This window comes from Klebsiella sp. PCX (assembly GCF_021869705.1).
GTDB lineage: Bacteria > Pseudomonadota > Gammaproteobacteria > Enterobacterales > Enterobacteriaceae > Klebsiella > Klebsiella quasipneumoniae.
Window position 1 is genome coordinate 364,630 of sequence record NZ_CP091527.1, and the last position, 13,868, is coordinate 378,497.

Genomic DNA, 13,868 nt, shown 5'->3' on the forward strand with positions numbered 1-13,868 from the left:
AGGACTCTGATGAGATTGGCCCCGATGAAACGTTACGCAATCGCACTGCTCTTTTGCACTCTGTCGCTGACCAGCCTGGCCGCCCGCGCCGATATTATCGATGACGCGATCGGCAATATTCAGCAAGCCATTAACGACGCCTATAACCCGGGTAGCAGTCGCTCTGATGACGACGACAGATACGATGACGATGGCCGGTATGATGACGGGCGCTATCAGGGAAGTCGCCAGCAGAGCCGTGACAGCCAGCGTCAGCATGACGATCGGCAACGCCAGCTGGACGATCGCCGCCGTCAGCTGGATGAACGCCAGCGCCAGCTCGATCGCGATCGCCGCCAGTTAGAAAGCGATCAGCGTCGTCTGGACGATGACTATTGATCGCCCCGCAGCAGACCGACGCCTAATCCAGCACGATTTCCATCCCGTCATAACCCGCTTCGAAACCTTCCGGTAGCGGGTTATCCATCATCCAGACGTCAAACTGATGGCTGATATGGGTGAGGATCACCCGCGGACAGCCTATCGCCTGGTTAAGGGCGCGAACGGTATTGAAATCGTTATGGTTACGCGGGGTCTGCGCCCGCGGCTCATGGCTGCAGTCGATGATCATCGCCTGCGGGCGGTTGCTGAGTAAAAACTTCAGCGTCTTGTCCGGCAGCCCGGCGGTATCCGAGAGCCAGGCTACCCGACTGTGGGCCGACTCCAGCAGATAACCGAAGGTGAGCTTCGAATGGTTGAGCGGCAGGGGCGTTACCCGCAGGCCCTGCAGCTCAAACACCACAAACGGCGTGACGGTATGGCTGAAGTCGAGCAGGCCGGGGTGCTTGAGCAGATCGTCGCAGCCGGCGTCGTCCGGCGGGCCGTAGACCGGGATCGGCGCGCCCACGCCCCAGCGCAGCGGAAACAGCCCCTGCACATGATCCAGGTGATAGTGGGTTAGCAGCACCTGCTGAAAGCTGCCGCCGGGATGATGTTCCATCAGATCCGGTCTGCCGGCGTCCAGCAGCGTCACTGCGCTGTTGAACGTCACCACCCCGCTACAGGGGCGTCGGCGATGGCTTTCCTCGCGGCGGGCGCGGCGGCAGGCCGCGCAATCGCAGCCAAAGGCCGGCACCAGCTGAGCGCCGCCGGTGCCGGTTAAGCGGAGGGTCAGGCTCATCGTGTCACCTTTGGTTTATACCAGCGGATCCGCTTCGCGCACCGCGTGGCTGCGCAGCAGGCGGAAAAATTCATCGACCGATTGTCGGAGACTGCCGTCGTTATTCAGCGTCAGGCAATCGTCCGGCTTATAGCGCGCGGCGCGGTCCAGACGCTGGGCGATATCCACCGCATTTTCCCGGCCGCGCTGCTCCAGCCGCTGGCGCAGCACCGGCGGCGAGACGGCGAGACAGATCGGCACCAGCACCTCGCCGTAGCGTTCCCGCGCCAGCGCCAGATGGGCGCGGGAGCCATTGGCCACCACGTCGAAGCCGGCGTGCAGCCACAGGTCGATCTCCACGCCAATGCCATAGTAAGTATGGTTGGCGTGCCAGCTGAGGGCAAAGAGATGCTGCTCGGCGCGGGTAAAAAATTCATGTTCGCTGAGGGCGATATGGTTTTCGTTACCGGCGTTAAAGGGCCGGGTAATGTAACGATGCGCCACCAGCAGCTGCGGGTGCTCGCGCTGGCGCAGCGCCGCCAGCAGGCTGTCTTTCCCGGAGCCGGAGGGGCCCACCAGCCAGATCAGTTTTCCCGGCATTAAAAGACCCTCCTTCCCTGGCGCCAGACATGGTCGATGTGGACATGCTCGCCGCGACGGTGCGCCAGCACCAGGTCGGCGCGTTTCCCCTCGGCGATGACGCCGCGATCGTCAAGGCCCAGCGCCTGCGCCGGATGTTTGCTGACCAGACGGATCGCCTGCGCCAGGGTGAAGGCGTTATCCTCGGCGTCGGCGATGCGGAATGCGGCATCCAGCAGGCTGGCGGGATAGTAGTCGGAAGAGAGAATGTCGAGCAAACCGTGGTTCGCCAGCAGGTGGGCGGCGACGTTGCCGGAGTGGGAACCGCCGCGCACGATATTCGGCGCCCCCATCAGGACGTGCATCCCGTGCTGACGTGAAGCCTGCGCCGCGGCCAGGGTGGTGGGAAACTCGGCGATGACGCTACCCAGCTGGTGGGATTCAGCCACATGCGCCTCGGTGGCGTCGTCGTGGCTGGCGAGGGCGATACGGCGGGCGCGGCACATGGCGGCGATGGTCTGGCGATTGGGCTGCGACCAGGTGGCGGCCAGAGCCATCTGCTCGGCTTCAAAACGGTCCATTTCGTCATGCGTCAGATGATATTTTCCCTGATAGTAATCGCGGTACTTGCTGCGATCGGCGTACTGACGCTGGCCGGGCGAGTGGTCCATCAGAGAGACCATGCTCACCGACTCGCGGTCGATCAGCTTTTCAAACAGCGGCAGCGTGGTGTGATGCGGCAGCTCGCAGCGCAGGTGCAGACGGTGCTCTGCGCGGTTAAGACCGCGCTTTTGCGTCTCTTCCACCGCATTGACCATCTTCTCCAGATTCTCAAGACGATCGCCGCCATCGCGCACGTCGCCAATCGCCACGGCGTCCAGCACGGTGGTGATGCCGCTGGCGACCATCATTGCGTCGTGGCTGCTCATCGCCGAGTGGGCCGGCCAGTCTACCTTCGGCCGCGGGGTAAAGAACTTGTCGAGGTTATCGGTATGCAGCTCGATAAGGCCCGGCAGCAGCCAGCCGCCTTCCCCATCCAGCGCCTGCGGCAGCCGGCTCTGGCTTTCAGCGAAGGCGAGAATGCGACCGTCCTGGACTTCCAGCGAACCGTGGACCACGTCATCGTCGAGAACCAGTTTTACGTTATTGATAATCATGCTGTTATTCCCATGGGGTGCAGCCGGTCGGCGACCTGACGGCGTACCCCTTCGTCATGGAAAATCCCGACGATGGCCGCGCCGCGCGCTTTGGCATCGTGGATCAGGTCGACCACGGCAGCACTGTTTTTGCCATCCAGTGAGGCGGTGGGTTCATCGAGGAGCAGGATCGGATAGTCGACCGCAAAACCGCGGGCGATATTGACCCGTTGCTGTTCGCCGCCGGAAAAGGTCGACGGCGCAAGGTGCCACAGACGTTGCGGAACGTTGAGGCGGGTCAGCAGCTGGGCGGCTTTGGCGGCGCTCGCTTCACGCGGCGTCCCGAGATCGAGCAGCGGCTGCATCACCACCTCCAGCGCCGAAATACGCGGGATCACCCGTAGAAACTGGCTGACCCAGCCGATGGTGGTTTTGCGCACTTCCAGCACCTTGCGCGGCGTGGCGGTGACCAGGTCCACCCATTCGTCGCCGTGGCGGATATGAATATGGCCGCTGTCCGGCAGATAGTTGGCGTACAGCGAACGCAGCAGGGTCGATTTGCCGCTGCCGGAGTGACCGTGGAGCACCACGCACTCCCCGGCGTTAACGGTCAGCGAGGCGTCGGCCAGCACCGGCAGACGCACGCCGTGCTGCTGGTGCAGAACAAAGGTTTTATGGACGTTTTCAACGCGGATCATGTTAGCTCTCACGAGGTTGGGTTGCCGGGTGGCGCTTCGCTTACCCGGCCTACGAATAACGCACCTGTGGGCCGGGTAAGGCGCAGCCGCCACCCGGCAAAACAGCATTAATTCTGCAACACCGACGACACCAGCAGCTGGGTATAAGGATGGTGCGGATCGTCGAGCACCCGGTCGGTTAAGCCACTTTCCACCACCTGGCCCTGCTTCATCACCAGCAGTCGGTTCGCCAGCAGGCGGGCGACGCCGAGATCGTGGGTAACAATCACTACCGCCAGATTCAGCTCCACCGCCAGGCCACGCAGCAGATCAAGCAGCCGCGCCTGCACGGACACATCCAGCCCGCCGGTGGGTTCATCCATAAACACCAGCTTCGGCTGGGTGACCAGATTGCGGGCAATCTGCAGACGCTGCTGCATGCCGCCGGAGAAGGTGGTGGGCAGGTCGTCGATGCGCGAGGGCGGGATCTCCACCTCCTGCAGCCACTTTTCAGCGGTGGCGCGAATGTTGCCGTAGTGGCGGGCGCCGGTGGCCATCAGCCGTTCGCCGATGTTGCCCCCGGCGGAGACCTGGCGACGCAGACCGTCCATTGGGTGCTGATGCACCACCCCCCATTCGGTGCGCAGCAGGCGGCGGCGTTCGGCTTCGCTCATGGCGTACAGCGAGCGCTGCTGGTACAGCACCTCGCCCCGCTGCGGCGTCAGGCGGGCGGAGATTGCCTTCAGCAGGGTGGTTTTACCGGAGCCGGACTCGCCGACGATGCCGAGCACTTCTCCCGGCCACAGCTCGAAGGAGACATCGCGAAAACCTTTATCCGGGGCGTAGAGATGGGTCAGGTTATTCACAGCAAGTAATGGCTGGTTCATTTTTTCTGCCCCTCGCTCTGCTGGCGGCAATAGTCGGTATCGGAGCAGACAAACATCCGCTGGCCGCTGTCATCCAGCACCACTTCGTCGAGGTAGCTGTGGCGCGAGCCGCAGATGGCGCAGGGTTCATCCCACTCCTGGACGGTAAATAGGTGGTCGTCGAAATCGAGACTCTCCACCGGGGTATAGGGCGGCACGGCGTAGATCCGCTTTTCGCGCCCGGCGCCGAACAGCTGCAGCGCCGGCATCATATGCATTTTCGGGTTATCGAATTTCGGGATCGGCGAGGGATCCATCACGTAGCGGCCATTGACCTTCACCGGGTAGGCGTAGGTGGTGGCGATATGGCCGAAGCGGGCAATATCTTCATACAGTTTCACCTGCATCACGCCGTACTCTTCCAGGGCGTGCATGGTGCGGGTTTCGGTTTCACGCGGCTCGATAAAGCGCAGCGGCTCCGGGATCGGCACCTGGTAGATCAGGATCTGATCCTCCACCAGCGGCGTCTCCGGGATGCGATGGCGGGTCTGGATCAGGGTGGCGTCTTCGGTACGCTCGGTGGTGGCGACGCCGGTAACACGCTTAAAGAACTGACGAATCGACACCGCGTTGGTGGTGTCATCGGCGCCCTGGTCAATCACCTTCAGCACGTCGTTCTCGCCGATGACGCTGGCGGTCAACTGGATGCCGCCAGTGCCCCAGCCGTAGGGCATCGGCATTTCGCGACCGCCGAACGGCACCTGGTAGCCGGGAATGGCTACCGCTTTGAGAATAGCCCGGCGGATCATGCGCTTGGTTTGCTCGTCGAGATAAGCAAAGTTATAGCCAGTCAGTGGGTTAGCCACGTTCGTTCTCCCGTTGCAGGCGTTTCAGCAGCGCCAGTTCGGCCTGGAAATCGACATAGTGCGGCAGCTTCAGATGCGAGACGAAGCCGGCGGCTTCAACGTTATCGGCGTGGGCCAGCACAAACTCTTCATCCTGGGCGGGACCGGCAATCTCTTCGTCATAGTCCGCCGCCTGCAGGGCGCGGTCGACGAGGGCCATGGCCATCGCTTTGCGCTCGCTCATGCCGAAGGTCAGACCGTAGCCGCGGGTGAAGTGCGGCGGCTCATCCTGCGGGGCGACGAAGCCGTTGACCATTTCGCATTCGGTGAGCAGCAGCTCGCCAATATTGACGCTAAAGCCCAGCTCTTCCGGGACAATCTCCACCTGCACGTAGCCGCTGCGGATCTCGCCGGCAAACGGATGGTTGCGGCCATAGCCGCGCTGAGTCGAATAGGCCAGCGCCAGCAGGTAGCCTTCATCGCCGCGCATCAGCTGCTGCAGGCGCGAGGAACGCGAGCAGGGGTAGACCGGCGGGGTGCGGGTGATATCGTCGGGCGGCGTGCCGCGATCTTCCTCGGTCTTCGCCAGCCCCTGTTGCGTGAGCAGGCTAAAGACGTGCGGCGTCGGCTCTGCTTCGCCATCGGCTTGCTGCACAGACGGCGCTTCGCCGTTGGCCAGCAGGGTAAAATCGAGCAGGCGATGAGTGTAGTCGTAAGTGGGGCCCAGCAGCTGGCCGCCGGGAATATCTTTGTACACTGCGGAGATGCGGCGTTCGAGGCGCATCTCCGCAGTGTTAATCGGTTCGCTGACCGCCAGTCGCGGCAGGGTGGTGCGGTAGGCGCGCAGCAGGAAGATCGCTTCGACGTTATCGCCGCTGGCCTGTTTGAGCGCCAGCGCCGCCAGTTCGCGGTCGGCGATGCCGCCCTCGGTCATCACCCGGTCCACCGCCAGATTGAGCTGTTCGCCTATCTGGTCAACGCTCAGTTCGGGAAGCCGTCCATCGCCCCGTCGTTTCTGTTCCTGTAAGGCGTGAGCGGCGCGGATCGCCTTCTCGCCGCCCTTGACGGCAACGTACATTTAGCAAACCTCCACGTGAGTGGTGCGCGGGATCGCCAGCAGGCGCTCGCCGCAGGTGAGGATCAGATCAATGCCCAGCGGGAACGGGTGTGGGCGCTCCGTCAGTTCGTCAATGATGCAGTCCGGCAGCTGAGGGGCGATCATTCGCTCTTCGGCAATGCCCGCCCCGGTCAGGCGCAGCATGCGTCCGCCGCTAAGGCTGGCGAGCTGAACGATCAGCGTGACGCCGGTCTCCGGGGCGGTGACGGTGCCAGCGGAGAGGACGTTGAGCTGCTCGGCGCTGATGCCGTCATTGGCGACGGCAAAGACCGCCTGCTGCGGCTGGTCCACCAGCGGCGCGCCGGTATGAAAGCGCAGATTCTGTCCCACCAGATCGTTATGCAGAGCGCTGGCGAGCCAGACCGGCGTTTCGTGATCGGCAAGGGTCAATAGCAGGCTGGTGGAAGCGACGTTCAGCGGCTGCCAGCCGTGCTGTAACTGCTGCAGGGAGACAATCACCCCCGGCTCGCTCATCGCTTTCAGCAGGCGACGAAAACTGTGTTGGGCATCCTGCACAGCCAGGGAAAAAGCGGGTTGTAAGGTCATGCGTTATCTCCGCGAACCAGGGTAAAGAAGTCGACCCGGCTGGCGTTGACTTCGGCGCGTCGGGCTTCAATGCGCGCGCTGCGTAGCGCTTCCAGCGGGGTTATCAGGGTTTCCATTAAATTGTGAAAATGGCGGGGTGACTGCAGCAGGGCGTCGATGGCCGCGCAGCGTTCGGCGTGCGGGCGGTCGCGGCCTAAGATCCAGCTGTAGCCGAGCGTTCCGTCGGCCAGACGTACCGCGGCGCGGGTGAGCGTGGCGTCGCCGGCGAAGAAACGGTCGCCGATACCGCCCATCCGGGCCTGAAGCTGCACCAGGCCAGTCTCGGGAGTGCGGATCAGTTCATACTCCGGCGCCAGCTGCAGGGAGTGCATGCGCGCCAGAAGATCTTGCGGTTCACTGTGGGCCAGCACGGACATCCAGCGCTGGCGGGTGGCGGTATCGAAGTGCATTCAGTGCTCCATGGTGAATTCAATCATGTCGGCGCGGGTGAGGCTGACGGAGTATTCGGTGGCGGCCTGCTCGCCCTGGCGGCTGTTGAGGGTGCGGACGCAGAGCAGCGGCGCCATATTGGGGATCTCCAGCAGTTTGCTCTCTTTCGCCTGTGCGCGACGGGCGCTGATTTTGGTGCGCACCCGGGTCAGTTCGACGTCAAGCCGATCGCGCAGCAGGTCGTGCAGCGAGCCGTGGCTGAAGGTCTGTAACACCGGCCAGAAGCGCAGGTCGGCGAAGTAGTGGTCAATCAGGCACAGGGCGACGCCATTGACCCGGCGCAGGGTGCGCAGATGAATGACGTTCTCGCCCTCGCTAATACCAAAGGCTTCGGCAACGTGCGCGCTGGCGGGGCGCAGTACCGACAGCAGTTTTTCGCTGGTGGGATCGCTGCCTTGTTCCAGCAGGTTTTGGCTGAAACGCGCCTGGGCGTTGAGCGGGTAATCGATCGGCCGCATCAGCACCAGCACGCCCACGCCCTGACGGCGTTGTACCCAGCCGCGCTCAACCAGCTGGTCGATCGCCCGGCGCAGGGTGTGGCGGTTAACGTCGAAGCGCGTCGCCAGCTGCTGCTCGGCGGGCAGATAGTCACCGCAGCGATAGTGGTGGCGCAACTCCTGCTCAAGCCGGGCGGCGATTTCCTGATAGCGCGTGGGATAACTGGTCGGATGTCTGGACAGGTGCATGGTCATCAAGCCTCACACAGCATAGGCGAGGAGCTTCCTCGCGTTGTGAGCCGATCCTGACCGGTTTATGTTGCAGTTCGGTTAAGTGATGATGACTAAAGGATGAAGAGTTAATGCCAGACGGATGACAGGGCGGCCAGGCCGCCCTGGCGGGGTCAGCCTTGTTTGACCACGTTGATCATCCAGGGAACGCCAAAGCGATCCACGACTTTGCCGAAGCCGTGGGCCCAGAAGGTTTCCTGCCAGGCCATCTCAATGCGTCCGCCGACCGCCAGCGCTTCGAACCAGCGCTGACCTTCAGCGACATCCCTGGGATCGAGGACGAGGGTGAAGCCGGCGTAGTGTACATCGGGCCCGAAGGCGCTGTCGCTTAGCATCAGCTCGCCGTTGCCGATGCGCAGGCTGGCGTGGGCGATGGCGTCATTCGCCATCTTCTGGCCAGACGGGCAGCCGTCAGAGGCTTCCTGCGCCGAAGGCGGCATTTCGCCAAAGGTCATTTTAAACATCAGCTCCGCGCCCAGCGTCTGCTGATAGAAAGCGATCGCCTCGGCGCAGTTGCCCGCAAAGGCAAGGTAGGGACTTAAGGACATGGTGAATACCTCAGTGACCGTAACCCGTAAAGCGTAGTCGCCCGCAGCGGGATTGAGCCAGACGGCAGCGCGAAAATGGGGTGGGAATACCGCTGCAGGGGGCTGCATAAATAGCGGCGGCTGGCCGGATAAATAACCGGATACGCAGGGAGGCGAGGGACCGTCAGGATATCGGGAGCGGCGACGGCGATAGGGGAAAATAATCGCGTCGCCTGCCCGGAAATAAATCAGTTCTTTTTGACGAATTCAGATTTCAGCTTCATCGGGCCAAAACCGTCAATTTTGCAGTCAATATTGTGATCGCCTTCGACCAGGCGGATATTCTTCACTTTGGTGCCGATTTTCAGCATCGAAGAGCTGCCTTTAACCTTCAGATCCTTCACTACCGTGACGCTGTCGCCATCGGCCAGTAAATTGCCGTTGGCATCTTTAACGATCAGAACGTCGGTTTCTTCCGTGGCTTCGGCAGGGTTCCACTCATGGGCGCATTCCGGGCAGATGTACATGCCGTTGTCTTCATAAGTGTAAGTCGAATCGCATTTTGGGCAGTGTGGCAGTTGCATGACGTTCCTCGTGATGTCGTCGAAAAACAGGACGTTGGTCCTTTAAACAGCGGCTGAGAGCCGAAAGTGGGTGTGATTATAGCGCAATCACCCACTTTTGTCGGGTGTTTTTTTGATAAAAAATAGCCGTGGTGTTATTCCGGGAAGAAGCGAATAAACGCTGAAATTAACCGCCCGAGGTGGAGCAAAATCGACGAAATAATTTCCGGGCGATCGGCAGGAAATGAACTTATTTATTTTTCGACACTCTGTAATTAGGCGGTAAATTTATGTGAAGTTGATCGCAGATATAAACACTGTTAGGGTAAAAAAGGGGAGCAGGTCAATTTCATCAATTATCACGATGAGCCGCTCTATTTATTCACCAGTAGCCAGAGCAGGCGTCAACAGGTTCGGTTGTACATTCTGTCAGCAGACAGTGCAGGCAAACCTGCTACGCTTGAAATGAGGAGCACAGCAATTCACCGCTCCTGACGCACGATGCGAATGGCTTTGCCATTCGGCGAAGAGGCGTGCACTCAAGGCGGAGTAGCAGAGGAAAAATATGCTTAAAAGGAAAAAAATAAAGCCCATCACCCTTAAGGATGTGACCATCATCGACGATGGTAAACTGAAAAAGGCGATCACCGCGGCCTCCCTGGGCAACGCGATGGAGTGGTTCGATTTCGGCGTCTACGGCTTTGTGGCCTACGCCTTAGGTAAAGTCTTCTTCCCCGATGCCAACCCAAGCGTGCAGATGATTGCCGCACTCGGCACCTTTTCCGTTCCATTTTTAATTCGTCCGTTAGGCGGCCTGTTCTTCGGGATGCTGGGCGATAAATATGGTCGGCAGAAAATTCTCGCGATAACTATCGTGATCATGTCGATAAGTACTTTCTGTATCGGCCTTATTCCTTCGTATGCCACGATAGGTATCTGGGCGCCGATCCTGCTGCTGCTGTGTAAAATGGCGCAGGGCTTCTCGGTCGGTGGTGAATATACCGGGGCATCGATCTTCGTCGCGGAATACTCCCCTGACCGTAAACGCGGGTTTATGGGCAGCTGGCTGGACTTTGGCTCCATCGCCGGGTTTGTGATGGGGGCTGGCGTGGTGGTCCTGATCTCCAGCGTAGTGGGGGAACAGAACTTCCTTGAGTGGGGTTGGCGTATCCCGTTCTTCCTGGCGCTGCCGTTAGGCATCATCGGGCTCTATCTGCGCCATGCGCTGGAAGAAACCCCGGCGTTCCAGCAGCATGTGGACACCATGGAGCAGGGCGACCGTGAAGGTCTGCAGGACGGGCCGAAGGTCTCCTTTAAAGAGATTGCCACTAAGCACTGGCGCAGCCTGCTGACCTGTATCGGTCTGGTGATTTCCACTAACGTGACCTATTACATGCTGCTGACCTACATGCCGAGCTACCTGTCGCATAACCTGCACTACTCGGAAGACCATGGGGTGCTGATCATCATCGCCATCATGGTCGGGATGCTGTTTGTGCAGCCGGTTATCGGCATGCTCAGCGACCGCTTCGGCCGCCGTCCGTTTATCCTGATTGGTAGCGTGGCGCTGTTTGCCCTGTCGATCCCGGCCTTCATTATGATCAACAGCAACGTGACGAGCCTGATCTTCGCCGGTCTGCTGCTGCTGGCGGTGGTGCTGAACTGCTTTATCGGCGTGATGGCCTCATCGCTGCCGGCGATGTTCCCGACCCACATCCGCTTCAGCGCTCTGGCCAGCGCCTTTAACATCTCGGTGCTGATTGCCGGTCTGACGCCAACCCTGGCGGCGTGGCTGGTGGAGACCACCCAGAACCTGATGATGCCGGCATACTACCTGATGGTGATCGCGGTGGTGGGTATGGCGACGGGCCTGTCGATGAAAGAGACGGCTAACCGTCCGCTGAAAGGGGCGACCCCGGCGGCGTCGGATATTCAGGAAGCGAAAGAAATCCTTGGCGAGCACTACGATAACATCGAACAAAAAATCGAAGATATCGATCAGGAGATCGCCGATCTGCAGGCAAAACGGTCGCGTCTGGTGCAGCAGCATCCGCGTATCAACGACTAACTGTTTTCACTGCTAATCATGCCGCCAGGGGAAACCCCGGCGGCATTTTTTATGCCTCCGGCAAGGCCAGACCGTGACGACGCTGTTGGCTAAGTTTACGGTACTGCTGCGGCGGCATCCCCACGTAACGGGTAAAGGTGCTGTAGAAACGGCTGCTGGAGCGGAAACCGGCGGTGAGGGCGATATCCAGGATGGTCTTGTCGGTATCGCTCAGCAGCGCCCGCACGTGATTGATACGCATGGCGGTAATGTACTGCTTCATGGTTTGCTGCATCACTCTCTGGAATACCCCCATCGCATAGTTCGGGTTGAGCTTAACGTGCTCGGCGACGGCATTGACGGTCAGCGCCTGGTCGTAGTGGGCGGCGATAAATTCCAGCATCTGGCTGACATAAAACTGCGCATGGCGCGAGACGCTGTTCTTATGGGTGCGCGAGGTTTTGTTGACCAGAATCGGCTGCCAGCCGGCGAGGCTCAGCCGCTTCAGCATCAGGGCGATTTCATCGATCGCCAGCTGGCGAATCTGTTCATTGTCGTGGTTCAGCTCCTGCTGCCAGCGGCGCACCTCGAAGGCGCTCAGCTGCTGGGCGGCGAGGGATTTAATCACCATCCCGTGAGTGACGTGGTTGATCAGCTCCCGGTCCAGCGGCCATGAGAGAAACAGATGCATCGGCAGGTTAAAGATCGCCATCTGCTGGCAATCCCCCGGGCGGGTCAACTGATGCGGCGTACAGGCCCAGAACAGAGTGATATAGCCTTTCTCTATGCGCACCACTTCGTTATTAATCAAATATTCCACGTCGCCATCGAACGGCACGTTGACCTCCACCTGGCCATGCCAGTGGCTGGTAGGCATGGCGTGCGGCGGGCGCAGCTCGATATCCATACGCTGATACTCAGAGTAGAGCGCCAGCGGGCTGCGGCTCTGCTTTTCATCGCTGCTGCACATAAAGGGATCGGGGGGCAGGGAGGTGAAGCGGTATTCCATCGTTAGCGTATTCCTGAATTGTCAGAGTGGCTGCATTTTTCGCCAGAACTGACGACAGCTTAGCGGAAGAATCGGCCCATTTTCTCTCCTTTTTGCGCAATCTGTTCCCGAAAACTCAGATTTTGTGGCGCTTAATGGCCGATCTGAGCTTTCGGGAATGCTCCGGTTGGAACAGGGCAGCGCAACGCTGAATGGCGTGCCACTCTGCAAGGGTTCAATGACCTGATGGAGAGAGCGTAATGACCGCCCCAAAAATTACCTTTATCGGCGCCGGTTCGACGGTGTTCGTTAAAAATATTCTCGGTGATGTTTTCCAGCGCCCGGCGCTGAAATCGGCGCATGTCGCGCTGATGGATATCGATGACACCCGGCTGGAAGAGTCGCATACCGTGGTGCGCAAGCTGATGGATTCCGTCGGCGCGAAGGGCGAAATCAGCTGCCATCGCGATCGCAAAACCGCCCTGCAGGGCGCTGATTTCGTTGTGGTCGCCTTCCAGATTGGCGGCTATGAGCCCTGTACCGTCACTGATTTTGAGGTCTGTAAACGCCATGGCCTGGAGCAGACCATCGCCGATACGCTGGGTCCGGGGGGCATTATGCGCGCCCTGCGCACCATACCTCATCTATGGGCTATCTGCGACGACATGACCGAGGTCTGCCCGGACGCCACCCTGCTTAACTACGTCAACCCAATGGCGATGAACACCTGGGCCATCTACGCCCGCTACCCGCATATTAAACAGGTTGGCCTGTGCCACTCGGTGCAGGGAACGGCGGAAGAACTGGCGCGCGATCTTGACCTCAACCCGGCGGATTTACGCTACCGCTGCGCCGGGATTAACCATATGGCGTTCTATCTCTCGCTGGAGAAAAAGCTCGCCGACGGCAGCTATGTCAACCTTTATCCCGACCTGCTGCAGGCCTACGCTGACGGGCGCGCGCCGAAGCCTAACCTGCACGGCAACCCGCGCTGCGAAAACATCGTCCGCTATGAGATGTTCAAAAAGCTCGGCTACTTTGTGACCGAGTCGTCGGAGCATTTTGCCGAATACACGCCATGGTTTATCAAGCCGGGCCGCGAGGACCTTATCGCCCGCTATAAAGTGCCGCTGGATGAATACCCGAAACGCTGCGTCGAGCAACTGGCCAACTGGCATCAGGAGCTGGAGAGCTATCAGCGCGGCGAGCGCATCGAGGTGAAGCCATCCCGCGAGTATGCCAGCACCATCATGAACGCCATCTGGACCGGCGAGCCAAGCGTGGTGTATGGCAACGTGCGCAATGACGGCCTTATCGACAACCTGCCGCAGGGCTGCTGCGTGGAAGTGGCTTGCCTGGTGGACGCCAACGGCATTCAGCCGACCAAAGTGGGCGCGCTGCCGGCGCATCTGGCGGCGCTGATGCAGACCAATATCAACGTGCAGACGCTGCTTACGGAGGCGATCCTCACCGAAAATCGCGATTACGTCTATTACGCCACGATGATGGATCCGCACACCGCCGCGGTGTTGGGGATCGAAGAGATCTACGCGCTGGTGGACGATCTGATCGCCAGCCACGGCGACTGGCTGCCGGCCTGGCTGCATCGTTAATCTTCTCAT

The 13,868-nt window shown here is 60.3% G+C and carries 16 protein-coding genes and 1 pseudogene; 3 read left to right on the forward strand and 14 right to left on the reverse strand.

All coding sequences use genetic code 11. The features are described from left to right. Positions 1 to 24: 24 nt before the first annotated feature. Positions 25 to 378, forward strand: a complete 354-nt coding sequence (gene yjdP, locus GQR96_RS01665; RefSeq protein WP_004206366.1) for a DDRRRQL repeat protein YjdP — start codon at positions 25 to 27, stop codon at positions 376 to 378. Positions 379 to 400: 22 nt separating this feature from the next. Here the strand turns inward: yjdP and phnP are convergent, their stop codons facing one another. The 13 genes and pseudogenes from phnP to GQR96_RS24800 all read right to left on the reverse strand — a co-directional run bounded on the left by phnP (position 401) and on the right by GQR96_RS24800 (position 9,589). Next, complete coding sequence (gene phnP, locus GQR96_RS01670; RefSeq protein WP_048294028.1) at positions 401 to 1,159, reverse strand: phosphonate metabolism protein PhnP; 759 nt, start codon at positions 1,157 to 1,159, stop codon at positions 401 to 403. 15 nt (positions 1,160 to 1,174) lie between these two features. After that, complete coding sequence (phnN, locus tag GQR96_RS01675) at positions 1,175 to 1,738, reverse strand: ribose 1,5-bisphosphokinase (RefSeq protein ID WP_004206368.1); 564 nt, start codon at positions 1,736 to 1,738, stop codon at positions 1,175 to 1,177. Next, positions 1,738 to 2,874 (reverse strand): alpha-D-ribose 1-methylphosphonate 5-triphosphate diphosphatase, encoded by a 1,137-nt coding sequence (gene phnM, locus GQR96_RS01680; RefSeq protein ID WP_004206370.1) that lies wholly within the window; start codon positions 2,872 to 2,874, stop codon positions 1,738 to 1,740. Before phnM ends, phnN begins: the two co-directional genes overlap by 1 nt. After that, positions 2,871 to 3,551 (reverse strand): phosphonate C-P lyase system protein PhnL, encoded by a 681-nt coding sequence (gene phnL, locus GQR96_RS01685; RefSeq protein WP_004206372.1) that lies wholly within the window; start codon positions 3,549 to 3,551, stop codon positions 2,871 to 2,873. The genes phnM and phnL overlap by 4 nt, the downstream gene beginning before the upstream one ends. 107 nt (positions 3,552 to 3,658) lie before the next feature. Beyond that, positions 3,659 to 4,417, reverse strand: a complete 759-nt coding sequence (phnK, locus tag GQR96_RS01690) for a phosphonate C-P lyase system protein PhnK (protein WP_004206373.1) — start codon at positions 4,415 to 4,417, stop codon at positions 3,659 to 3,661. After that, entirely contained in the window at positions 4,414 to 5,262 is an 849-nt protein-coding gene (locus tag GQR96_RS01695; RefSeq protein ID WP_065904788.1) for an alpha-D-ribose 1-methylphosphonate 5-phosphate C-P-lyase PhnJ, read from the reverse strand. Before GQR96_RS01695 ends, phnK begins: the two co-directional genes overlap by 4 nt. Continuing rightward, complete coding sequence (locus GQR96_RS01700; RefSeq protein WP_065904791.1) at positions 5,255 to 6,319, reverse strand: carbon-phosphorus lyase complex subunit; 1,065 nt, start codon at positions 6,317 to 6,319, stop codon at positions 5,255 to 5,257. The genes GQR96_RS01695 and GQR96_RS01700 overlap by 8 nt, the downstream gene beginning before the upstream one ends. Then, positions 6,320 to 6,904, reverse strand: coding sequence for a phosphonate C-P lyase system protein PhnH (phnH, locus tag GQR96_RS01705; RefSeq protein ID WP_004206375.1), 585 nt, complete (start codon positions 6,902 to 6,904; stop codon positions 6,320 to 6,322). It abuts the gene before it with no gap. After that, the gene (phnG, locus tag GQR96_RS01710; protein ID WP_004206376.1) at positions 6,901 to 7,353 is read right to left on the reverse strand and encodes a phosphonate C-P lyase system protein PhnG; all 453 of its coding nucleotides are present in this window, start codon (positions 7,351 to 7,353) and stop codon (positions 6,901 to 6,903) included. The genes phnH and phnG overlap by 4 nt, the downstream gene beginning before the upstream one ends. Then, positions 7,354 to 8,079 (reverse strand): phosphonate metabolism transcriptional regulator PhnF, encoded by a 726-nt coding sequence (gene phnF, locus GQR96_RS01715; RefSeq protein ID WP_004206378.1) that lies wholly within the window; start codon positions 8,077 to 8,079, stop codon positions 7,354 to 7,356. Positions 8,080 to 8,234: 155 nt separating this feature from the next. Further along, the gene (yjdN, locus tag GQR96_RS01720; protein WP_004206380.1) at positions 8,235 to 8,669 is read right to left on the reverse strand and encodes a VOC family metalloprotein YjdN; all 435 of its coding nucleotides are present in this window, start codon (positions 8,667 to 8,669) and stop codon (positions 8,235 to 8,237) included. Between the two features lie 227 nt (positions 8,670 to 8,896). Next, positions 8,897 to 9,232, reverse strand: coding sequence for a zinc ribbon domain-containing protein YjdM (locus tag GQR96_RS01725; protein ID WP_004206382.1), 336 nt, complete (start codon positions 9,230 to 9,232; stop codon positions 8,897 to 8,899). 87 nt (positions 9,233 to 9,319) lie between these two features. Then, positions 9,320 to 9,589 (reverse strand): annotated as a pseudogene (locus tag GQR96_RS24800) (hypothetical protein). A gap of 187 nt (positions 9,590 to 9,776) precedes the next feature. Between GQR96_RS24800 and proP the strand changes: the two are divergent. After that, complete coding sequence (gene proP / locus GQR96_RS01730) at positions 9,777 to 11,279, forward strand: glycine betaine/L-proline transporter ProP (protein ID WP_023291673.1); 1,503 nt, start codon at positions 9,777 to 9,779, stop codon at positions 11,277 to 11,279. A 49-nt stretch (positions 11,280 to 11,328) separates the two neighbouring features. On the opposite strand, the gene melR is transcribed toward proP, so the two are convergent. After that, positions 11,329 to 12,267 carry a transcriptional regulator MelR gene (melR, locus tag GQR96_RS01735; RefSeq protein ID WP_004206385.1) on the reverse strand — a complete coding sequence of 313 codons (939 nt, stop codon included), beginning with the start codon at positions 12,265 to 12,267 and terminating at the stop codon, positions 11,329 to 11,331. A 239-nt stretch (positions 12,268 to 12,506) separates the two neighbouring features. Here melR and GQR96_RS01740 point away from each other — a divergent pair, with 239 nt between their 5' ends. Then, the gene (locus GQR96_RS01740) at positions 12,507 to 13,859 is read left to right on the forward strand and encodes an alpha-glucosidase/alpha-galactosidase (RefSeq protein WP_032456863.1); all 1,353 of its coding nucleotides are present in this window, start codon (positions 12,507 to 12,509) and stop codon (positions 13,857 to 13,859) included. The last annotated feature ends 9 nt before the right edge of the window (positions 13,860 to 13,868 follow it).

Coding starts and splice junctions, on each gene's coding strand:
- yjdP (WP_004206366.1), top strand. CDS start 25: ATGAAACGTTACGCAATCGCACTGCTCTTTTGCACTCTGTCGCTGACC.
- phnP (WP_048294028.1), bottom strand. CDS start 1,159: ATGAGCCTGACCCTCCGCTTAACCGGCACCGGCGGCGCTCAGCTGGTG.
- phnN (WP_004206368.1), bottom strand. CDS start 1,738: ATGCCGGGAAAACTGATCTGGCTGGTGGGCCCCTCCGGCTCCGGGAAA.
- phnM (WP_004206370.1), bottom strand. CDS start 2,874: ATGATTATCAATAACGTAAAACTGGTTCTCGACGATGACGTGGTCCAC.
- phnL (WP_004206372.1), bottom strand. CDS start 3,551: ATGATCCGCGTTGAAAACGTCCATAAAACCTTTGTTCTGCACCAGCAG.
- phnK (WP_004206373.1), bottom strand. CDS start 4,417: ATGAACCAGCCATTACTTGCTGTGAATAACCTGACCCATCTCTACGCC.
- GQR96_RS01700 (WP_065904791.1), bottom strand. CDS start 6,319: ATGTACGTTGCCGTCAAGGGCGGCGAGAAGGCGATCCGCGCCGCTCAC.
- phnH (WP_004206375.1), bottom strand. CDS start 6,904: ATGACCTTACAACCCGCTTTTTCCCTGGCTGTGCAGGATGCCCAACAC.
- phnG (WP_004206376.1), bottom strand. CDS start 7,353: ATGCACTTCGATACCGCCACCCGCCAGCGCTGGATGTCCGTGCTGGCC.
- phnF (WP_004206378.1), bottom strand. CDS start 8,079: ATGCACCTGTCCAGACATCCGACCAGTTATCCCACGCGCTATCAGGAA.
- yjdN (WP_004206380.1), bottom strand. CDS start 8,669: ATGTCCTTAAGTCCCTACCTTGCCTTTGCGGGCAACTGCGCCGAGGCG.
- GQR96_RS01725 (WP_004206382.1), bottom strand. CDS start 9,232: ATGCAACTGCCACACTGCCCAAAATGCGATTCGACTTACACTTATGAA.
- proP (WP_023291673.1), top strand. CDS start 9,777: ATGCTTAAAAGGAAAAAAATAAAGCCCATCACCCTTAAGGATGTGACC.
- melR (WP_004206385.1), bottom strand. CDS start 12,267: ATGGAATACCGCTTCACCTCCCTGCCCCCCGATCCCTTTATGTGCAGC.
- GQR96_RS01740 (WP_032456863.1), top strand. CDS start 12,507: ATGACCGCCCCAAAAATTACCTTTATCGGCGCCGGTTCGACGGTGTTC.